A 17578-nucleotide genomic window follows, 5' to 3' on the forward strand; every position below is an offset into this window, starting at 1 on the left:
TCCGTGGTTGATCGGGATGTCGGTCGTGTTCGTTCATGCGGTGATGATGGTGACGAGGCCGGCGACCACCACGAGGGCGATCACCGACGAGCGGAACACGTGGGTCGGCAGGCGTGTGGCGATCGCGATGCCGAGCTGGTTGAACGCCACCCCGACGACGACGCAGGCCGCGAGCATGGGCGTCAGTTCCCGCAGGTCGACGTCCGTGCCCGCCCACAACAGCGCCAGGGACACGATGCTGGTGACGACGAAGTAACCGGCGAGGTCGGCGATGAAGCTCAGTGGGGGCAGCCTGGCGCGGCTGAGCAGCAGCACCACGGGCGGCCCGTTGAGTGAGGTGGTGGTGGAGAAGTAGCCGCCGATAGCGCCTGTGACCGCGGTGAGCCGGGCCGACGGCGGGCGCGCGACGCGTGCGGTCGGAAGTGCCATGGCCAGCCCACACAGGATGGTGATGACCCCCGCCGCCGGTTTGAGGTGCTCTTCGGGCAGCATGCTCACGGTCTGCACGCCCAGCCAGGCACCCGGGAGGCTCGCCCCGCCGAGGATGGCGACGCGTCGCCACTCGATGTGCTGGCGGAGTTGGTAGGTGACGCCCACCCTCGTCACCAACGCCACCACGAGATTGACCACGACCGTCTCGGTCAGGCCGATTCCCGCCATGAGCATGAACGGGGTCGCCATGAGCGACGTGCCGAATCCGGTCATCCCTCCTATGACCGAGGCCACTGCCACGCACACTGCCGCGACCCAGATCAACTCCATGACGGTCCGTCCGACCTCCTACCGGTGCCCGGTGCTGCTAGTCGGCGCTCGACGATGCGAGGTGGTTGTCGTTGAGCTGGAAGCTGGGCACGTCCTTGAGGTTGATCATCGCCTCGTAGGTGCGCTTGTAGCCGGTCTTCGTGATCATCCAGCGCCCGTCGATGCGGGCGTAGGTGTCGGAGTAGAACGCGCTGCCGAAGATCATCGTGTCGAAGGCGGGCACGATCACCCGGTCCTGCAGGTACCAGCGGCCGGTGGCGGTGTCGCCGTCGACCTCGATCTCCGGGTGGTGGGCCTGGTGCTCGGTGATGACGTCGTCCGTCATCTGACCCTGCAGTCCGGAGACCACCTCGTCGCGGCCGGTGTAGGACAGGCGCTTACCGTAGGACGCGGTGACATCGGGCGCGAGCGTCTGGGCGAGCTCGTCCCACAGCCGCAGGTCGACGCAGCGGAGGTAGCGGTACTTGAGTGACTTGATGGCGTCGATGTCGTCGCGGCGGTCGGGAGTGCTCATCGCGGGCCTTTCGCAGGGGGTCGGGGCGCGCGTGTCGCGCGCACAGCAGCGACTGTAGTCAATTGTGTACAGTTCGGGAATGGAAACCGGGAAGAATGCCGTCGGAGGCGCGCCAGGCGCCCCGAACGGGGACGGCAGCCGTGGCGACGACGACAACGCGGGCAGCCCGTCCCCCACACGCCCGACCGGCCGCGACGAGGTCCGCTCGGCGGTCATGCGGGAGGCCCGCAGGTTGCTGTCCGATCGCGGTCCGAACGTCCCGCTGCGCGATATCGCCGACGCGGCGCAGGTCAATCTCGGCCTGATCCACCGGCACATCGGGCGCAAGGACGCGCTGCTCACCGAGGTGATGCAGGATGCGGTGCGTTACGGTGCCGCCCGCCTGGAGGACCTCGACGACGCCGGTGAGGCCGCGCGCGGGATGCTGCTCGGAGCCTCGTCGCACCCGGAGATCAGCCGGCTGCTCGCGTGGCTGGCCCTGGACCGCGAGGCGGCGTTCCCGCCGATGCTCGACCCGTCGCAGCGTCCGGCGGCCGCGTTGCGGCGGATGACCTCTCCCCCGCCCGCCGGCGACGTCGAGCTGCTGCTGGTCTTCACCGCCGTGTACGCCTGGCCCGTTCTCCGGGGCGCGCTGCTCGACGCGCTGGACATCCCCGAGGCCGATCGCGAGGGCATCGACGAGCGGCTGGCGGATCTACTGGCCCGCGTCATCACCGGCGACCGCTGAGGCCCCCGCCCGGCCCCTCAGCGGTCGGCAGGCCCGTCGGGTGTGGCGTACTCGGCGGGTGTGGCGTGCTCGGCGGCGGGTGCCGGTTCGGTCGGCCCCTGGTCGAGGCGGAACGGCGGGTACTCGTCGCGCAGCAGCAGAACGTACGACGCGACCCGGTAGACCCAGCGGTTGAGGCCGACGTTCAGTGCGAACAGGCCCGGCAGGTAGCGCCCGGTGAACAGCAGGCCGATCGCGGCGATCAGCACCAGGAGTCCCAGCAGGGTGAAGCCGACGCTGATGCCGTCGTTGTCGGTCGAGGCGTCGACCGCCGCCGCGCCACTGCCGGTGATGATGCCGACGATCAGCAGGTGCGGGATCACCAGTAGCCACCACTTGACCAGCACGAGACCCCTCGACAGACGTTCGGGGTAGACGACGTCCAGATCGGCGGGATAGTCCGCCCGGCCCAGCGCGAAGGGCGGGTACCGGTCGGTGCCCAGGGCGGCGTAGGCGTAGAAGCCGACCCGCCAGTGCCACCGCATCGCGCCCACGATGAAGGAGAACCACGAGCGCGGGTAGCGGCCGGTGAACAGGATCGCCAGGCCCGCGGCCACCGTGACCACGACCGCGGCGAAGCCCAGGACCGCCAGCACGATGTAGTGCGGAATGGCCAGCGCCCACTTGATCAGCCACAGTGCGCGGGAGACGCCCGGATCCAGATGGCCGGTCAGCCGCAGCGGATCGGGGCCGGTCAACCGGCCCGTGACATCAGCGCCCGAGACGCCCGAGACGGCCGAGACGGGCGGGACGCCCGCGGTTCGGTGTTCGACGTCGCGCCCCAGCCCGGCGGCGCCGAGCAGGATCAGCGGGATCCCCAGCACCAGGCCGACGATCCCAGCGATCAGCGTGGCCGGGTTCGCGAATCCGAACAATTCGGTGTGGGCCCCCGCCTGCACGTCCACCCACACCGGGCGGCTGCCGTCGCTGTTCATCACGACGATCACCCAGTTCCCGGACCGGAGGTCCACATTGAGGGTCTGCTGAGTGGAGCCGGTGACGGAACGCTCCCAGAACCGCTCGTCGGCGGGAGGGCCCGGCACCCGCGTCCCGGGGACCTCGTCGACATCGCCGTTCTCATCGGAGCGGGTCGACCAGTCCGTCGCGTCCATGCCGTAACCGTCGGCCCACGGGTCGGTGCCGAACACGGCGTGGGGCACGTCCCGGAGATACTCGTCGACGGCATCGGCGGGCGCCATGCCGAGGAACACCCGTTGTCCCTGGACGACGGGGGTGGCGCGGACCCGGACGCTGATCAGGTCCTCGAGATCGAACGCACCCGAGGAGGCAGCCTGGTCCTCGTCCAGGTTGAGGGTGAACGGGGCCGTGATGATCGCGTTGCCGACCGAGCGGAGCTGCTCGGTCTGGGTGTACGCGTACCGCCCGTCCCGCTGCGAGGCCTCGGCGACGGCGAGAAAGATGCCCGCAGCACTCAGCGTCAGGCCCAGCGCCGTGAGCAGCACGCCGGCGACGAGCATGAACCAGTTGAGTGGACGGGTCCCCTGCCCGGATCTGGGCGGGGCCGTCGAGCCGGGGTTCGGATCGGAGTGGGACGGAGCGGGTTGCGGAGCACCCATAGCGGTTCCTCAGGAGTAGGTGTCACGACACTCGTCTGGATCGACGATGCCGTTGTAAAGATGACTATATCGTTATATTCGCAGTGTAACTGCGTCGATTGTGTGTCGATTTCCCGTCCGGCCTCGACCCCCTCCGCCGCACCCGGCGGTGGCCTAGGGTGACGGGGTGATCCGCCGCCTCATCTCCCGCGCCTTCTGGTTCTTCAGTCGTTGGGAGTTGTCGACCCGGCCGGCTCCGGATCGACCCACGGTGCTCTTGGGCGCACCGCACACGTCCAACTGGGATTTCGTGTTCATGCTCGGTATCGCCTGGCGACTGGGGATCGACATGCACTGGCTCGGCAAGGCCAGCCTCTTCACCGGGTGGCGTGGGCCGATCATGCGGGCGCTCGGTGGGGTTCCGGTCGATCGGGCGAACCCCGCCAGGGTCGTCGAGGACGTGGTCGGGCAGGTCCACGCGGGTGAGACGTTCGGCCTGGTCGTCGCCCCGGACGGCACCCGCGGCGGGCACACGCACTGGAAGTCGGGTTTCTACCGGATCGCCCGCGAGACCGGCATGCCGGTGACGCTGGGCTACGTCGATCGCAGCACCATGACGACCGGGCTGGGCCCGACGATCGATCTGACCGGCGACGTGGCCGCGGACATGGACAGGATCCGTGCCTTCTACGCGGACAAGGCCGGGTTCCATCCCTCAAAGCGGGTCGAGCCCCGTCTGGTCGACGAGCGCCGGGCGGCGGGCACGGATGCCGAGTTGCCGCAGGAGCAGCTCGACTGACGTCCGGACTGCTGTCGGGTTCCCGGCCGCGCTCGTCGGTGCGGGATACTGGCTCCATGGACGGCCTGCGCGTGACTCCGGGGCCCGGCGCGCCCCGTGGCCTCACGGTGCCGGCGGGAGACCTGGTCGAGCGCTTCTCGAGGTCGTCGGGCCCCGGCGGCCAGCACGTCAACACCGCCGATTCGCGCGTGCAGCTGAGCATCGACCTGGGCACCACGACGGCGTTGGACGAGGTCCAGCGCGAACGGGCCCTGCGCACCCTCGCCCCGAAACTGTCCGGCACGGTCCTCACCGTCAGCGTCGAGGAGAACAGGTCGCAGCGGCGCAACCGGGCGACGGCACGCCAGCGCCTCGGAGAGCTGTTGCGAGACGCGGTGGCGCCGCCGGCCGCCAGGCGTGCGACCCGACCCACCCGCGGTTCGCAGCGGCGACGTGTCCAGCATGAACGCCGCCGGGCCGAGATCAAGCGCAATCGGAGGCGCCCCGAACACGACTGATGCCCAGCCGTAGGTTAGGTCAGGTCAGGCCAGGCCCGTCGCGGGTAGAGAGACGAACCCTCGGGTGAACGGCGAGAGCGCCCGTACCGCCGAGTCCCGGTCGACCCCGACCGTCGGGTGCGCGGCGTAGAGTTCCTCCACCGCGATTCGGGCCTGCAGCCGCGCGAAGTGCGAGCCGATGCAGAAGTGCGGGCCGCGGGCGAACCCGAGGTGCCCGCTGATCTCGCGCGTGATGTCGAGCTGCCCGGCGGTCGGACCGAACTCGCGCTCGTCGCGGTTGGCCGAGCCGTAGAGCATCATCACCTTCTCCCCCGCCGGGATCGTCGTCCCGCCGACGGTCACCTCGCGGGTGGTCGTCCGCGCGAGCGCCTGCACGCTCGACTCGAAGCGCAGGCACTCCGAGAGCGCGCCGGGGATCAGCCCGGGGTCGGCCGCGAGCATCTCCCGCTGCCGCGGATGGGAGCCGAGCAGCGCGACGGTGTGCGAGATGAGGTTGCCGGTGGTGTCGTTGCCGCCGGCGACGATGACGAAGCAGAACCCGAGGATGTCCCAGTCGTCCAGCCGCTCGCCCTCGATCTCGGCCTGAGCCAGAGCGGAGATGAGGTCGTCACCCGGGTGGGCCCTCCGCTCGGCGATGAGTTCACCGAAGTAGGCGAACATCTCCGCCACCGCGTCCACCGCCCCGCCCTCGAGACCGGCCGGGCGGAATCCCTCCTCCTGCAGGGTCGTCAGCGCACTGACCCACGGGCCGAACAGCGGGCGGTCCGCTGTCGGCAGGTCGAACAGGTGGGCCAGCACGAATGTCGGGATCTGCGCACTGAAGTCGCGGTGGAGATCGACCACCTCGTCGTCGTCGTACCTCTCGGCCATCTCCGCCAGCCGCCCACGGACGAAGTCGCGGATCCGCGGCTCGGTGGCGGCGACGCGCTTCGGGGAGAACGCCTTGGCCAGCAGCCGCCGCTTCCCGGAGTGCTCGGGCGGGTCCATCATGACAATGGTCGGGGCCAGCCCCAGCTTCTCGATCTCGTCGCGGTAGAAGGTCAGCCCGCTGGCGGAGGAGAACGTCCCGGGATCGCACACGGCGGCGTCGACGTCGGCGTAGCGGGACAGCGCCCAGAAGTCGGGGTGGGCGGTGGTGCCGTCGCCGCGGTGATGGTGCACCGGATCGGTCTCGCGCAGCAGCCGGTAGCCCGGGTAGGGGTCGGCGAGGTGCGCGGGGTCGAACGGGTTGAACGTGGGGGCCGTCGCCGGCTGCTGGGTCATGGCGGGCTGGGTCATCGCGCCATTTAACACGGACTGTTAAACAATGGGAAGGGCCCCTCTAGACTCGAGCGCGTGCCCCGCCCCACCACACCCCGCGCCACCGCCACCCGGGACGCCCTCTACCTCGCCGGGCTGCGCCGCTTCGCCTCGGACGGCTGGCGGACGGCACGGGTCCGCGACATCGTCGCCGATGCCGGCCAGGGCAACGACTCCGCGATCAACTACCACTTCGGCGGCCGCGCGGGACTGCTCCGGGAGGTCCTGGACCGCGGCGTCCTGCGGATGGAGGCCGAGCGACGCGCAGACCTGCGAACGTGGGTGTCGTCGCCTCCCGACCTCGCCGAGATCGTGCGGGCGGTGGTGTCCCCGTTGGCGGACCTGTTGGACGACGACGAGGGCCGCTGGACGCTCCGGGTGATCGGCCAGCTGGGAGCGCTCGCGGAGGTGGGCCGGACGGTCAGCACCGGTCCGGTCGCGGACACCGCACTGCAGGATCAGCTGGAGATGCTGGTCGCGGCCTCGACGGCGGCGTGCGGCCCGGACCTGGCCCGCCACCGGGTCCGGCAGTTCATCGTCATGCTCACCGCCGAACTCGCGGCGCGGGCCTGCGATCCCCCGGAGGTCGGTCCCCCGCACGGCACCTATGTGGCGGACCTGATCGACGGGTTCGCGCGAGGGCTCGCGCGGCCTGCGCCCCGCCGCTGAAGGACACCTCCGAGCCCCCCACCAGGCGTTATATCGTCTTGATCTCAGACCTTGCGCCACCGGGCGGGATCAGTAGCGTGGGGGTATGAGCACTTCCGAGATGATCACGTCCCATCCGAATCCGACCGACGGCCTCGACGTGGACCTGCTCGCCGAGGCCATCGACGCGGCCGCGTCCTGCGCCACCACCTGCACGTCGTGCGCCGACGCGTGCCTCGCCGAGGAGTCCGTCGCCGACCTGCGCGACTGCATCGGCACCGACCTCGACTGCGCGGATGTCTGCGCCGCCACCGCCGCCCTGCTCAGCCGCCGGACCGGCAGCAACCTCGAGGTCGTCAAGGCGCAGCTGACGGCGTGCCGGACGGCCTGCGCCGCCTGCGCCGACGACTGCGAGCAGCACGCCGAGATGCACGAGCACTGCAAGCACTGCGCCCGGGCCTGCCGCCGCTGCGAGAAGGCCTGCGCCGACCTGCTCGCCGCGATCGGCTGAGCTCACGATCAACAGCGCCCCCCCGGTGGCAGCCGGGCGAGCCGTCTGGACCGGCAGTCACTTCCGTTCCGCCAGTCCACGGCCCACCTCACCGAGGCGCATGAAGTAACGCTTACCAAACTCTTGGCGATGGTACTGCTGGGAGAAGGGGTGGTGAGTGTCTCCCGCAGTCGCACAGAGCCGATCCGCGGCGGTGCCTTGCCGAGGGAGACACGATGGTCGGCTTCAGGCGGTCCAGACACGGAGATCGCCGCCCTGTCGGAGACGACGCCGCCACCCGGCAGGCCCCTTCCCCGGCTCACGGCATCACAAAAGGCGCTCCGCGCCCGGCCTCCCCTCCGGGGCTCGGCTGGGCCGTCCTGGGTGTGGCGCTCCTCCTCGGCCTGTTCTTCCTGGTGCCGCTGGGCCTGGAACGATCGGCTGCGGTGGTTCCGACCACATCCGCCGACCCCGTCCCGCAGACTCCCGGGCCGCAGACCTGGGTCCTGTCGTCGACCGTCGCCGATCCGGGCCCGAACGCCGGTGACTCCGAGGCCGAGCGCGACCCGAAGGGCGCCCGCGCCACCGGAGACGACCGGGGTGGCGTCGGCGACGGCGACAGCGACGATTCGGCGTCCGTGATCATCCGGGTCCCCGACGCCGGCCCGACCCCTGAACCCGGGGCCGTCTCGGCGACCACCACGGCGCATTCCGCCGCGCCGCCGGGCGGGTCCTCGCTGACGTCCGCGACCGCGCCCGCGACCGTGCCGACGTGTCCGCAGCCCACCCCGACCGGGCTCGCGCCGAGGCTCGCGGAGAAGCTGGGTGCGGATCTCGGCTCAACCTCCGGCACCGGCGACGGCACCGGCGGGGCGTGCGCGGGCTGACCTGCAGCGTCGCCCCCGGCTGCAGAGTCTCCCCGGCTGCGGCGAACTAGAGCCCGTACTCGATCAGCGGCTTGCCCTGGGCGTCGACGAGCACGGTGAGCCCGCCCCCGCTCCCACCGGCCGAGCGCCACAGGTAGCAGACGCCGGTGCGGGTGTCGCGCAGGATCTCCGCGGTCCCGCCGAACCCCATCGACTCGGAGTGGATCTTCTCGAACCGCTTGTCCTTTTTCGCCATGCGCCCATCGTGGCACCGGCGGGGTGTGCCGGACAAAGGTACGACGACGACGAGGTCACCCCGCCCCGGGATCCGATTCAGGAGTCGATGTGGCGGAACAGTCCGCGGGTGGCCTCGGCGACGGCCCGGTCCGGAGCACGGAGTTCGAACGGGATGGCGGGGTGGGGCTCGTTGTCGCGGGTGCGCACCCGGGCCTCGGTGGTTTGCGGGCGTCTGCGACCGCCGATCAGGTGAACGGCGACGACCATTCCCGCGAACACCATGACGGTGAACAGGGCGGGCAGCATCCAGGTGGTGCGGGACATCAGTGCGGCTCCGGCGGCGAGTTCGGCGGATGCGACGGTGGCGTTCAACGACGACCCGATCGTCAGCAGTCCCGTCCCCAACGCGAGGGTCGCGGCGGTGAGGCCGAGGCCGACGAGGGCGACCGTCGTGATCGTGCTGCGGCGACGTACGGGGACCGTGCTCATGATGGATCTCCTGTCTGGGCGTCTACACAGGATTCGGAGGCCCCCGCATTCCGGATGGGTGGCGGACCGGAATGTTCCCGAGATTCACACTGCCGCCCCCCGGATCCGCACCGCGGCCCCTCAGGGTGACCCGGATTCGACCCTGAGATCGGCCCTGACCGGTGTCAACGGGGCGGTGTCGGGGGTTATGTTGGAGGGCGTCCCATCCCGCCAGCGACCCCTCGAATCGAGCCAGCATGAACGAGCAGCACGCGCGGCGACCGGACGGGCCGTGGTCCGAGGACTGGCTCGACCGGTCCGAGACGCCGGGGCAGGCCAACCCCACCGAGCAGTTCCCCACCGAGCGATTCCCCACCGAGCAGTTCCCCACGGCGCAGTTCCCGCCCGCCGAGCAGCATGAGCCCCAGCGCTACGAACTCCAGCGCTTCGCCCACCCGCACCAGCCGGCCCAGCCGTACGCGCGACCGCCCGAGCCGCTGGCCCACGAGGGTGGGTTCCCGTACGGCATGGCGCCCGCCGCGCCCTACGGTCCGACCGCCCCGTATGGCCCCGGCCAGCAGTTCGGGTACGCCGATCAATTCATCCCGCAGCACCTGCACGTGGCGCCGCACCAGTTCCCGCAGGGCCCCTACCCGCCGCAGTTCGGCTACCCGCCCATGCAGCAGACGGTGTACGTGCACGGCGGGCAGGTCAGGCGCGTCAACCACGCCCTGCACCTGATCCTCACGCTGCTGACCTTCGGGTTGTGGCTACCGGTCTGGATCATCCTGGCGATCGCGGGTTCCTGACCGGCTCCCGCCTCAGCGGCCGGCCTGCCACCGCCCGATGATGAGCGCGGTCAGCTCCTCGACCCACTCGTCGTCCAGGGCGGCGGCAGGGCTCACCAGCAGCCGGAAGATCGCCGCACCCGCGACGACCTCCGCCAGCACGGGCAGGTGGTTGTCGCTCCGGCGAGCCCGACCGAAGCGCGATTCGAACGCGGGCAGGTCGCCGGCGAGCCGGGCGATCATCCGGGCGTGCAGGTCGGGATCGGCCACGGTGTCGGCGATGAGGCCGGGCAGGGCCACGCGTACCTCGGGCCGGTCGAACAGCACGCGGACGGTCTCCACCAGCGCGCGGATGTCGGCCTGCGGATCCCCGACAGCGGCACCAGCCCCGCCGGCGCTGCTCGCCCCGCCGCCCGCGCCGTCGGGTGGCTCGAACGCCGGGATCACCTCCGCCTCGAGCACCGCCTCGTGGACGAGCTGCGCCTTGCTCGACCAGCGGCGATACAACGCGGCGGTGGTCGTGCCGGCGCGCGCCGCGATGGCGGACAGCGTCAGCGCCGGGTAGCCCGTCTCGAGGATGAGCTCGCGGGTGGCGGTGATGATCGCGGCGTCGATCCGGCCGTCGCGCGGCCGCCCCGGCGCGGACTTCGCTGATCCGCCGCGCGCGGTGTCGCCGTCTGCTGTCATGGTCTCACCATAGTTCCGATACGCCGCACATCGTATTACCGCCGCCGGCGCGGGACCCCGCCACCCAGCACCCCAGGGAGAGCCCCGTGCATCTGAGCCCGCTCGACGAGTTCCCCATCCACCAGACGCCCGCGCCGCTGACGTGGCCGGCCACCTCGGACCGCAACTTCTACGACCGCTCCTACTTCAACGTGCTGGACCGCGAGGGCCGCTTCATGGTGCTCACCGGGATCGGCTACTACCCGCGCCTAGGCGTGAAGGACGCGTACTTCGTGGCCCGCCGCGGCGACACGCAGACCGCGGTGCGGATGAGCGACGCCATCGACGAAGACCGCCTCAACCCCCACGTCGGCGGGTACCGGCTGGAGGTGATCGAGCCACTGCGGGAGATCCGGCTGACCCTCGAGCGAACGGAGGGCATCGCCGCGGACCTCACGTGGCGCGGCCTGTTCCCCGCCGCGCTGGAGGACCCGCACTCCATGCTCACCGACCGGCGGGTGACGCTCCAGGCCAGCCGGTTCGCGCAGGTCGGCTCGTGGGAGGGGTGGATCGAGGTCGACGACGACAAGATGGAGGTCACCCACTCCTCGTCGGTCGCCGCCCGGGACCGCTCGTGGGGTATCCGCCCGGTGGGCGAGGCCGAACCGGCCGGCAGGCCCGACACGGCGTTCCGGGGCATGTGGTGGCTGTATCTCCCGCTGGCGTTCGACGATTTCCAGCTGTTCCTCATCCTGCAGGAGGACCCGGACGGCCACCGCAGCCTCTACGACTGCACCCGCCGCTGGGCCGACGGCCGGGTCGAGCAGCTCGACGGCGTGCGCGTGGCGGTCGAGTACACCCCCGGCACCCGCATCCCGACCGGCGTGCGGGTGGAGTTCATGAACCGCGCGGGCGACCAGATCCGGCTCGAGGTGGAGTCCCGGCTGTACGCCCCGATCGCGTTCGGCTCCGGCTACGGCGGCGACTCCACGTGGGCGCACGGCAGCTGGAAGGGCGAGAACTTCACCGACCGCGTGACCTTCGATCTGACGGACCCGCAGGTGATGGCCGGGGCGGCGTTCAGCCTCATCGACCACGTGGGCCACGCCGTGTGCACCGAGGCCGATGGCACCCGACGCGAGGGCGCGGGTCTGTTCGAGCACGGGGTGATCGGCCCACATCACCCGTCGGGGTTCTCGGACTGGACCGACGGCGCGGACGCGGGGGCGCGCGCATGAAGGTCATGACCGCCCTGTTCAGCCCGACCGACGCGGTCCGGCGGGCCGAGGAACTCAAGGAGGCCGGGGCGTCCGGGGTGTTCACCTTCGAGGGCCCGCACGACGTGTTCACCCCCCTCGTGCTGGCCTCGCAGGTCGGCGGCCTGGACCTGATGTCCAACGTGGCGATCGCCTTTCCCCGCAACCCCATCCAGCTCGCGCACCAGGCGCACGACCTGCAGACGCTCGGCGAAGGACGGTTCGTCCTGGGCCTGGGCACGCAGATCCGGGCGCAGATCGAGAAGCGCTACGGCACCGAATTCGACCGGCCCGTCGAGCGGATGAAGGACCTCGTGGGCGCCCTGCGGGCGATCTTCCATACATGGGCCACGGGCGAGCGACTGGACTTCCGCGGCGAGTTCTACCGCCACACCCTCATGACCCCCACGTTCGTGCCGCCGCCCACCCCGTACGGCCCGCCGCCCATCTACCTCGGTGCGCTCGGCCCGCGACTGACGCGCGCGGCCGCCGAGGTCGCCGACGGGCTGCTCGTGATGCCGTTCGGCACCACCCGGTTCCTCCACGAGCACACGATGCCAAGGGTTCGGGCGGGCCTGGCGGCCGCCGGGCGTAGCGAGGAGGAGTTCGAGGTGGTGCCCGAGGTGATCGTGTCGGTGACAGACGGACAGAACGACGACGAGCACATGTCCACCCGCCGCCTGTTGGCGTTCTACGGCTCGACGCCCGCCTACCGACCCGTGTTGGACGCCCACGGCTGGGGCGATCTGCAGCCCGAGCTGAACGCCATGAGCAAGCAGGGGCGGTGGCAGGAGATGACCTCGCTCATCAGCGACGAGATCCTGCACACGATCGCCGCGTGCGGTTCCCCGGCCGAGGTCGGCGCCCACGTCCGCGACCGCGTGAACGGCGTCGGCGACCGCGTGTGCCTGTACCAGACCGGGCCGATCGCCACCGATGCGCTCGCGCAGATCGTCGACGAGTTGGCGGGCCGGCCATGAACACCGTCGAGTTCGAGCAGGTCACCGACGACAGCTACGGCGGTAAAGCCGCAGGTCTGGCCGAGCTCATCCGACTGGGCCTGGACGTACCGCCGGGGTTCGTCATCGCCGACGCGGGGGCCGACCTCGTCGTCGTCGACACTCAGTCCGACACCACCGTCCCAGCCCACACCACCGTCCCAGCCGACACCACCGCCCGGTGGTACCGCCGCATGGCCGAGGCGGGCGCGATCCCGGTCGCGGTGCGGTCCTCGGCGGCCGGGGAGGACGGCGCGCAACAGTCCTTCGCCGGGCAGTACGACACCGTGCTGGGCGTGGACTCGGCCGAGGCGCTGGCCGAGGCGGTGCGGACGTGCGTGGCGTCGGCGGCATCGGGGCGCGCGACGGCCTACCGCGGCGCCGGGCCCGACTCCCCTGCCACCGGCCTCCCCGCCACCGACTCCCCCGCCACCATGCACCTGGTGGTCCAGCAGACGGTCGACGCCCGCGCGGCCGGCGTGGTGTTCACCGCCGACCCCGCCACGGGGCGGCGCGACCTCATGGTGATCGACGCCGTCGCCGGGCTGGGCGAGTCCCTGGTCGACGGCACCGCCTCCCCCGACCACCTGGTCCTCGACGCCGCCGGCACCGTGGCGGTGAGCGAGGTCGGCGAGCGCCCGGTGCTCCTCGCCGAGGACATCGCGGTGATCCGCTCCGGCGCACTGACCGCCGAGCGGCACTGGGACCGGCCGATGGATCTGGAGTGGGCGATCGACCGGCAGGGGCGGCTGTGGTGGCTGCAGGCGCGGCCCATCACGACGCTGCCCGCGGACCTGGGCGGGATGGATTCGACGCTCGCCGGCGCCGACCACGTGTACACACGCTGCAACATCGGCGAGATGATGCCGGGGGCGTATTGCCCGCTCACCGCGTCGGTGTCGGGGTACGCGATCGACCACGCCATGCAGATGATCCAGGTGGTCGCCCGCGCGCAGCCGAGTTACGAGCAACCGTGGTTGCAGGTGGGCTACTTCTCCGGGCACATGTTCCTCAACCTCACCGAGGGCACCGCGCTGAGCTCGGGACTGCTGGGCAATTCGCTGGAGCAGTTCTCCACGTCGATCTGCGGGCGGGTGGTCGACGAGCTCGTGCCCACACCGCCGCAGCCGTTCCCGCGGCGACTCGGTAACACGGTGCGCCTGTCGACGTTCGCCCTCACCGCGGGCCCGGCCGTGCGGGGTCTGGGCGAGCAGATCGGCGAGTTCGAGGTCCCCACCGGCCGCGACCCACTACAGGTGTGGCGCCAACTCGAGGACGGGATGCGGCTGTACTGCGAGGTCACATTGACGCACGTGCGGTCGTCATCTCGCGCGGCGGTCGCGGCCAACGTGCTGGAGAGCGTGCTCATGCGGCAGGCCGTCGCCGCGGGCGGCACCGAGGACAACGGCCGCGCCGAGGCCTCCCGGCTCATGGCCGGCGCCGCAGATGTGGAGAGTGCGCTCATGCTGGCCGAGCTCGAGTCGGTGGTGCGGGCGTTGGCCGCCGACTCCGCCGCTACCGAGCGGTTTCTCGGAGCGGATCCCGGCGCGGCAGTGGAGGCGGTGCTCGCCTCGGCTGACGGGTGGGGCGTCGCGCTGCGGCGGTTCCTGTCACGCCATGGCCATCGCGGGTATCGCGAGCTGTGCATGCGAGACGCGTCGTGGGCCGACGATCCCGAGGGGTTGGGCGCGATCATGCAGGTCATGGTGCGGTCCACGCTCGAGCGGGATGGGCGGGCCTCCGAGACCGCGGAGGTCCCGGAGCCGGAGTCACCCATGATCCGCCAGCTTGCGCAGTGGGCCCGGGCCGGTGCGCGGGGCCGCGAGGAGACCAAGTCCAAGATGGCGCTGATGGCGCACTCCTTGAAGCGCGATTATCGGCATCTGGGCGAGGTGCTCTCGGCGTCCGGGCGGCTGCCCGATGCGGATCTGGTGTTCTTCTTCGACCGGCCCGAGCTGGCGCGGATCGTCGGCGCGCCGGGCCCGGTGACCGGCGGACTCGGGAGCCACGGCCCGGACGGCAGCGTGTCGGCCTCCCCGGAGGAGCTGGTCGCGCAGGCTGTCGAGCGTCGGAAGGCGCTGGCGTTCCAGGACGCGCTCGAGTTCCCGGACGTGTCGGTGGGTCGGCCGACTGCGTTGATCGCCCGGCCGCCCCGCGAGGCTGCGGGCGGCGAGATCGTGGGCCGTCCGGCGAGCCGCGGAACGGTGGAAGGCGTGGTGCGGGTGGCCCGGTCGATCGTCGATGCCCGGGAGGTGCAACCCGGTGAGATCCTGGTCGCGCCCGTGACGGACGTGGGCTGGACTCCGTATTTCACGGTGATCGCGGCGCTGGTCACTGATATCGGCAGTTCTGTCTCTCACGGCGCGGTGGTCGCCCGCGAGTACGGCCTGCCATGCGTGGTCAACACCATCGATGCCACCCGAACGCTGCGCACCGGCGACCGCGTACGAGTGGACGGCGACCGCGGCGTGGTGACTCGACTGGAGGGGTGAGGGCCCGGCACCCAGCTACTGCGCCGCAAACTGCGCGGTCAGGTCAGAAGGGTGGTGGGTCGATGAGTTCGTCGAGGCGTTCGTGGAGTAGGGCGCGGATGCCTTTTTCGATGTCGCTGTGGTGGGGTTTGTTGCGGGCCCACCAGCGGCTGGCGCTCTCGGGGGTGGCTTTCTCGGCCGCGCCGGCGCTGGAACCGGCGCCGCCTGTGCTCGTGCCGTTCCCGGTGCCCGTCCCGGTCCCGGGGGCGGGTGGGGCGGGGTCAAAGGTGCGGGCGCGTTCGGCCTTGCGGCGTTCGGTGTTGCGGCGTTCGGTGCGGTGGCGCGCGGCGCGGCGCGACCAGAACGTCGGCTCGGCGTCGGCCTGCTCGTCACCGGTGGGCCCGGGGCTGCGGCGTTGTTGCCGGGTCCACGCCTCGGTTTCGGCGCGCGCCTGTTCACGCCGGTACTCGGCCAGTGGGCCGGAGGGTCGGGTGAGCATGGTGGTGCCGTCCGGGGTGCGCACCAGCAGGGTGCCGTCGGGCTGCAGGTCGTAGATCCAGTCGGAGAAGGTCTTGAACCGGTGATGGCGTCGGCACATCGCGGCGAGGTTGCCCTCGACGGTGTGTCCGCCCCGCTGGGGGTCGGCGTGATCGAACGGCACCACATGATCCAGATCACAGGCCTCGGCCGGGATCGCGCAGCCGGGGTGGCGACAGGTGCCGTCCCGTAGCCGGATCCGGCGCGCGAGTTCGGCGCTGGGCCGGTACTGCAGGGCGGCGCGGGCGTCATCGGCGACGCCGATGCGCGGGTCGATGGGCTCGAAAGTGGCTCCGTCGCTGGTGGCGAGCATGTCCAGCAGGGCCTGCAGGGCGGCCTGGCCGGAGCGGGTGAACTCCACCCGGGCACCGCCAGCGTCGCGGGCGTGGTTGCCGGTGGCGATGACGGTGACCTTCGGCCGCAACGCCACCCCACCGGTCCCGCCGGGGCGGCCGGGGCGGGCCGCGGTGCCGGCCGGGGCGGCGTCGCCGCACACCAGAGACATCAGGGCGTCGGCGCGACGCTCGGCGATCGAGTAATCCTCGACCTCGCCAGAGCCGCCAGAGCCGCCAGAGCCGCCAGCGCCGGCGCCGCCGCCGGGGTCGGCGGTGTCGGCTTGGGTGTTGGCGGCGGCTTGGGCGTCGGCGTACTTGTGGTCTTTCACCCGGTGGTCGAGGGCCTCGGCCAGGACGGCGGCTTCCTCGGTGGCCAGGATCGCCGAGACGCTGGACATGCCGTCGACGCCCTTGTGGAACCGCACCCCGCGGGTGCGGGCCGCTTCCTGACGGCGCAGGCGGATCCCGTTGGCGTCGTAGCGGGCGATGATCGCATCGACGTTGCCGCGGATGGCTTTCTCGCCCATGCGCACCCCGCCCTCGATCGCGGCGAGATACTCCTCGACGACCTGCCGCTGCACCGCCTCGAGCACATCGACGTGGACGGTGGCCATCTGCGAGGCCAGGATCTTCGCGGCCTGCAGATCCAGCCGCCCCTGCGCCATCGCGGACAGGATCGCCGGATACCGCAGGTGCAGATCGAGGGCGAAGGTGATCATCCGTTCGGCCCGGCCCGTCGAGATCGCCATCGCCGACACCACGTACCCGGCCGCGACATCGATCGGATCGAGTACCGCATGACCGGGCCGGCACTCACCCGCGCCCGCCCCGGACTCCTCCCGGCGCTGGCATTCGACAAACAACTCGTAACAGGCCACGAACCGGCGTGCCGCCGCACGATTCTCGCCCATCCACCCCTCACGCGCCGCCGCCCGCAACCCCGACAACGAAGAGGGCGCCGCGGAACCGGCGCCGCCACCAAACGAGGGCGAGCCACCGGACGGGGATGGGGACGGGCCACCGGCCGCGGCGTCTTCGTTCCCGCCCATGTGCCCCACCCCCTGCCCGTGCGCCGCCTACCCGGTATCGAATCTGTGTTCTACAATTCGCACGCACATTCCAGTACGCAAGGGTTGAATCAGGACATTTCGCCACCCGAGGCCCAGCCCTCTTGACTGGCGCAGAAGCCCTCAACCAGCAAGGTGGACTCGTCGCAACAGGCGCCCTCCACGCCGCAAGATCCCCCCGAAGCATCGACCACAACAGGCTTTCGACCCGGGACGATGCCAGCGAGACGATCTTTCGTTGCCGCCGCCCCTGGCGCCGCTCGCGGGAGGCTGCTAGAGGTGGAGGCACACGCCCCTGCGCCAGGAGGAGGACGAGATGATCGCCGAGGACCGTATCGACCCGGACGAGTACACCCCGGGCCCGGATTCAGTCACCGCACCCGAGGAGTACGAGCCCGAGGTGACCGTCGAGGACCCCTTCCGCGAGGCAAATCCGGCCGACGTTGCCGAGCAGGCCATCGAGCTCCCCGCCGACGACGGCGACGGCGAAGCGGTGGGTGACGACGACGAGGTCGCCTGACCCTGCGCTCCGCGCCTGAGCCGGGCGCGGAGCGTGCC

The 17578-nt window shown here is 71.2% G+C and carries 19 protein-coding genes; 11 read left to right on the forward strand and 8 right to left on the reverse strand.

Going from position 1 to position 17578, the window contains the following annotated elements:
* Nucleotides 1–33 precede the first annotated feature (33 nt).
* Both AB5G72_RS13595 and AB5G72_RS13600 read right to left on the reverse strand, forming a co-directional pair.
* Nucleotides 34–762 carry a sulfite exporter TauE/SafE family protein gene (locus AB5G72_RS13595; protein ID WP_069388948.1) on the reverse strand — a complete coding sequence of 243 codons (729 nt, stop codon included), beginning with the start codon at nucleotides 760–762 and terminating at the stop codon, nucleotides 34–36.
* Nucleotides 763–799: 37 nt separating this feature from the next.
* Entirely contained in the window at nucleotides 800–1276 is a 477-nt protein-coding gene (locus AB5G72_RS13600; protein ID WP_440220085.1) for a nuclear transport factor 2 family protein, read from the reverse strand.
* A gap of 79 nt (nucleotides 1277–1355) precedes the next feature.
* Here AB5G72_RS13600 and AB5G72_RS13605 point away from each other — a divergent pair, with 79 nt between their 5' ends.
* A complete protein-coding gene (locus AB5G72_RS13605) occupies nucleotides 1356–2003 on the forward strand; it encodes a TetR/AcrR family transcriptional regulator (protein ID WP_227022230.1) in 648 nt (215 codons plus the stop codon).
* A 17-nt stretch (nucleotides 2004–2020) separates the two neighbouring features.
* Here AB5G72_RS13605 and AB5G72_RS13610 read toward each other — a convergent pair whose 3' ends face one another.
* Nucleotides 2021–3619 (reverse strand): DUF4389 domain-containing protein, encoded by a 1599-nt coding sequence (locus AB5G72_RS13610; RefSeq protein WP_440220086.1) that lies wholly within the window; start codon nucleotides 3617–3619, stop codon nucleotides 2021–2023.
* A 166-nt stretch (nucleotides 3620–3785) separates the two neighbouring features.
* On the opposite strand from AB5G72_RS13610, the gene AB5G72_RS13615 reads away from it, so the two are divergent.
* Together AB5G72_RS13615 and arfB are read left to right on the forward strand one after the other, a co-directional pair.
* Nucleotides 3786–4397: a 1-acyl-sn-glycerol-3-phosphate acyltransferase gene (locus AB5G72_RS13615; RefSeq protein WP_404850461.1), complete on the forward strand. Its 612-nt coding sequence runs from the start codon at nucleotides 3786–3788 to the stop codon at nucleotides 4395–4397.
* Between the two features lie 56 nt (nucleotides 4398–4453).
* Nucleotides 4454–4894, forward strand: a complete 441-nt coding sequence (gene arfB, locus AB5G72_RS13620; protein WP_440220087.1) for an alternative ribosome rescue aminoacyl-tRNA hydrolase ArfB — start codon at nucleotides 4454–4456, stop codon at nucleotides 4892–4894.
* A 24-nt stretch (nucleotides 4895–4918) separates the two neighbouring features.
* Here the strand turns inward: arfB and AB5G72_RS13625 are convergent, their stop codons facing one another.
* Nucleotides 4919–6172, reverse strand: a complete 1254-nt coding sequence (locus AB5G72_RS13625) for a cytochrome P450 (RefSeq protein ID WP_440220088.1) — start codon at nucleotides 6170–6172, stop codon at nucleotides 4919–4921.
* Between the two features lie 57 nt (nucleotides 6173–6229).
* Here AB5G72_RS13625 and AB5G72_RS13630 point away from each other — a divergent pair, with 57 nt between their 5' ends.
* The 3 genes from AB5G72_RS13630 to AB5G72_RS13640 all read left to right on the forward strand — a co-directional run bounded on the left by AB5G72_RS13630 (nucleotide 6230) and on the right by AB5G72_RS13640 (nucleotide 8218).
* On the forward strand, nucleotides 6230–6862 hold the full coding sequence (locus tag AB5G72_RS13630) for a TetR/AcrR family transcriptional regulator (protein ID WP_440220089.1): 633 nt from the start codon (nucleotides 6230–6232) through the stop codon (nucleotides 6860–6862).
* A gap of 85 nt (nucleotides 6863–6947) precedes the next feature.
* Nucleotides 6948–7352, forward strand: a complete 405-nt coding sequence (locus AB5G72_RS13635) for a four-helix bundle copper-binding protein (protein ID WP_440220090.1) — start codon at nucleotides 6948–6950, stop codon at nucleotides 7350–7352.
* 365 nt (nucleotides 7353–7717) lie between these two features.
* Entirely contained in the window at nucleotides 7718–8218 is a 501-nt protein-coding gene (locus AB5G72_RS13640) for a hypothetical protein (RefSeq protein WP_440220091.1), read from the forward strand.
* Nucleotides 8219–8264: 46 nt separating this feature from the next.
* On the opposite strand, the gene AB5G72_RS13645 is transcribed toward AB5G72_RS13640, so the two are convergent.
* Together AB5G72_RS13645 and AB5G72_RS13650 are read right to left on the reverse strand one after the other, a co-directional pair.
* A complete protein-coding gene (locus AB5G72_RS13645) occupies nucleotides 8265–8453 on the reverse strand; it encodes a DUF6440 family protein (protein WP_067716403.1) in 189 nt (62 codons plus the stop codon).
* A 77-nt stretch (nucleotides 8454–8530) separates the two neighbouring features.
* Nucleotides 8531–8923 carry a hypothetical protein gene (locus AB5G72_RS13650; RefSeq protein WP_407334863.1) on the reverse strand — a complete coding sequence of 131 codons (393 nt, stop codon included), beginning with the start codon at nucleotides 8921–8923 and terminating at the stop codon, nucleotides 8531–8533.
* A gap of 236 nt (nucleotides 8924–9159) precedes the next feature.
* Between AB5G72_RS13650 and AB5G72_RS13655 the strand changes: the two genes are divergently transcribed.
* On the forward strand, nucleotides 9160–9711 hold the full coding sequence (locus tag AB5G72_RS13655; RefSeq protein WP_440220092.1) for a hypothetical protein: 552 nt from the start codon (nucleotides 9160–9162) through the stop codon (nucleotides 9709–9711).
* Nucleotides 9712–9723: 12 nt separating this feature from the next.
* Here the strand turns inward: AB5G72_RS13655 and AB5G72_RS13660 are convergent, their stop codons facing one another.
* Entirely contained in the window at nucleotides 9724–10377 is a 654-nt protein-coding gene (locus AB5G72_RS13660; RefSeq protein ID WP_440220093.1) for a TetR family transcriptional regulator, read from the reverse strand.
* A gap of 86 nt (nucleotides 10378–10463) precedes the next feature.
* Here AB5G72_RS13660 and AB5G72_RS13665 point away from each other — a divergent pair, with 86 nt between their 5' ends.
* From AB5G72_RS13665 to AB5G72_RS13675, 3 genes are read left to right on the forward strand one after another with little or no spacing between them, the layout of a single operon-like run.
* Nucleotides 10464–11594, forward strand: coding sequence for a hypothetical protein (locus AB5G72_RS13665; RefSeq protein ID WP_440220094.1), 1131 nt, complete (start codon nucleotides 10464–10466; stop codon nucleotides 11592–11594).
* Nucleotides 11591–12592 (forward strand): TIGR03617 family F420-dependent LLM class oxidoreductase, encoded by a 1002-nt coding sequence (locus tag AB5G72_RS13670; RefSeq protein ID WP_440220095.1) that lies wholly within the window; start codon nucleotides 11591–11593, stop codon nucleotides 12590–12592. The genes AB5G72_RS13665 and AB5G72_RS13670 overlap by 4 nt, the downstream gene beginning before the upstream one ends.
* Nucleotides 12589–15102 (forward strand): PEP/pyruvate-binding domain-containing protein, encoded by a 2514-nt coding sequence (locus AB5G72_RS13675; RefSeq protein WP_440220096.1) that lies wholly within the window; start codon nucleotides 12589–12591, stop codon nucleotides 15100–15102. The genes AB5G72_RS13670 and AB5G72_RS13675 overlap by 4 nt, the downstream gene beginning before the upstream one ends.
* Before the next feature lie 43 nt (nucleotides 15103–15145).
* Here AB5G72_RS13675 and AB5G72_RS13680 read toward each other — a convergent pair whose 3' ends face one another.
* Nucleotides 15146–16864: a DUF222 domain-containing protein gene (locus tag AB5G72_RS13680; RefSeq protein ID WP_440220097.1), complete on the reverse strand. Its 1719-nt coding sequence runs from the start codon at nucleotides 16862–16864 to the stop codon at nucleotides 15146–15148.
* 472 nt (nucleotides 16865–17336) lie between these two features.
* On the opposite strand from AB5G72_RS13680, the gene AB5G72_RS13685 reads away from it, so the two are divergent.
* A complete protein-coding gene (locus tag AB5G72_RS13685) occupies nucleotides 17337–17540 on the forward strand; it encodes a hypothetical protein (protein WP_067716139.1) in 204 nt (67 codons plus the stop codon).
* The last annotated feature ends 38 nt before the right edge of the window (nucleotides 17541–17578 follow it).

Origin of the sequence: Dietzia sp. MNB45 (assembly GCF_051994785.1) — a bacterium.
Lineage (GTDB): Bacteria > Actinomycetota > Actinomycetes > Mycobacteriales > Mycobacteriaceae > Dietzia > Dietzia kunjamensis.

What these genes read in the sequence shown, in the direction of transcription:
- AB5G72_RS13595 (WP_069388948.1), bottom strand. Translation starts at nt 762, where the DNA reads ATGGAGTTGATCTGGGTCGCGGCAGTGTGCGTGGCAGTGGCCTCGGTC.
- AB5G72_RS13600 (WP_440220085.1), bottom strand. Translation starts at nt 1,276, where the DNA reads ATGAGCACTCCCGACCGCCGCGACGACATCGACGCCATCAAGTCACTC.
- AB5G72_RS13605 (WP_227022230.1), top strand. Translation starts at nt 1,356, where the DNA reads ATGGAAACCGGGAAGAATGCCGTCGGAGGCGCGCCAGGCGCCCCGAAC.
- AB5G72_RS13610 (WP_440220086.1), bottom strand. Translation starts at nt 3,619, where the DNA reads ATGGGTGCTCCGCAACCCGCTCCGTCCCACTCCGATCCGAACCCCGGC.
- arfB (WP_440220087.1), top strand. Translation starts at nt 4,454, where the DNA reads ATGGACGGCCTGCGCGTGACTCCGGGGCCCGGCGCGCCCCGTGGCCTC.
- AB5G72_RS13625 (WP_440220088.1), bottom strand. Translation starts at nt 6,172, where the DNA reads ATGACCCAGCCCGCCATGACCCAGCAGCCGGCGACGGCCCCCACGTTC.
- AB5G72_RS13635 (WP_440220090.1), top strand. Translation starts at nt 6,948, where the DNA reads ATGAGCACTTCCGAGATGATCACGTCCCATCCGAATCCGACCGACGGC.
- AB5G72_RS13645 (WP_067716403.1), bottom strand. Translation starts at nt 8,453, where the DNA reads ATGGCGAAAAAGGACAAGCGGTTCGAGAAGATCCACTCCGAGTCGATG.
- AB5G72_RS13650 (WP_407334863.1), bottom strand. Translation starts at nt 8,923, where the DNA reads ATGAGCACGGTCCCCGTACGTCGCCGCAGCACGATCACGACGGTCGCC.
- AB5G72_RS13655 (WP_440220092.1), top strand. Translation starts at nt 9,160, where the DNA reads ATGAACGAGCAGCACGCGCGGCGACCGGACGGGCCGTGGTCCGAGGAC.
- AB5G72_RS13660 (WP_440220093.1), bottom strand. Translation starts at nt 10,377, where the DNA reads ATGACAGCAGACGGCGACACCGCGCGCGGCGGATCAGCGAAGTCCGCG.
- AB5G72_RS13670 (WP_440220095.1), top strand. Translation starts at nt 11,591, where the DNA reads ATGAAGGTCATGACCGCCCTGTTCAGCCCGACCGACGCGGTCCGGCGG.
- AB5G72_RS13675 (WP_440220096.1), top strand. Translation starts at nt 12,589, where the DNA reads ATGAACACCGTCGAGTTCGAGCAGGTCACCGACGACAGCTACGGCGGT.
- AB5G72_RS13680 (WP_440220097.1), bottom strand. Translation starts at nt 16,864, where the DNA reads ATGGGCGAGAATCGTGCGGCGGCACGCCGGTTCGTGGCCTGTTACGAG.
- AB5G72_RS13685 (WP_067716139.1), top strand. Translation starts at nt 17,337, where the DNA reads ATGATCGCCGAGGACCGTATCGACCCGGACGAGTACACCCCGGGCCCG.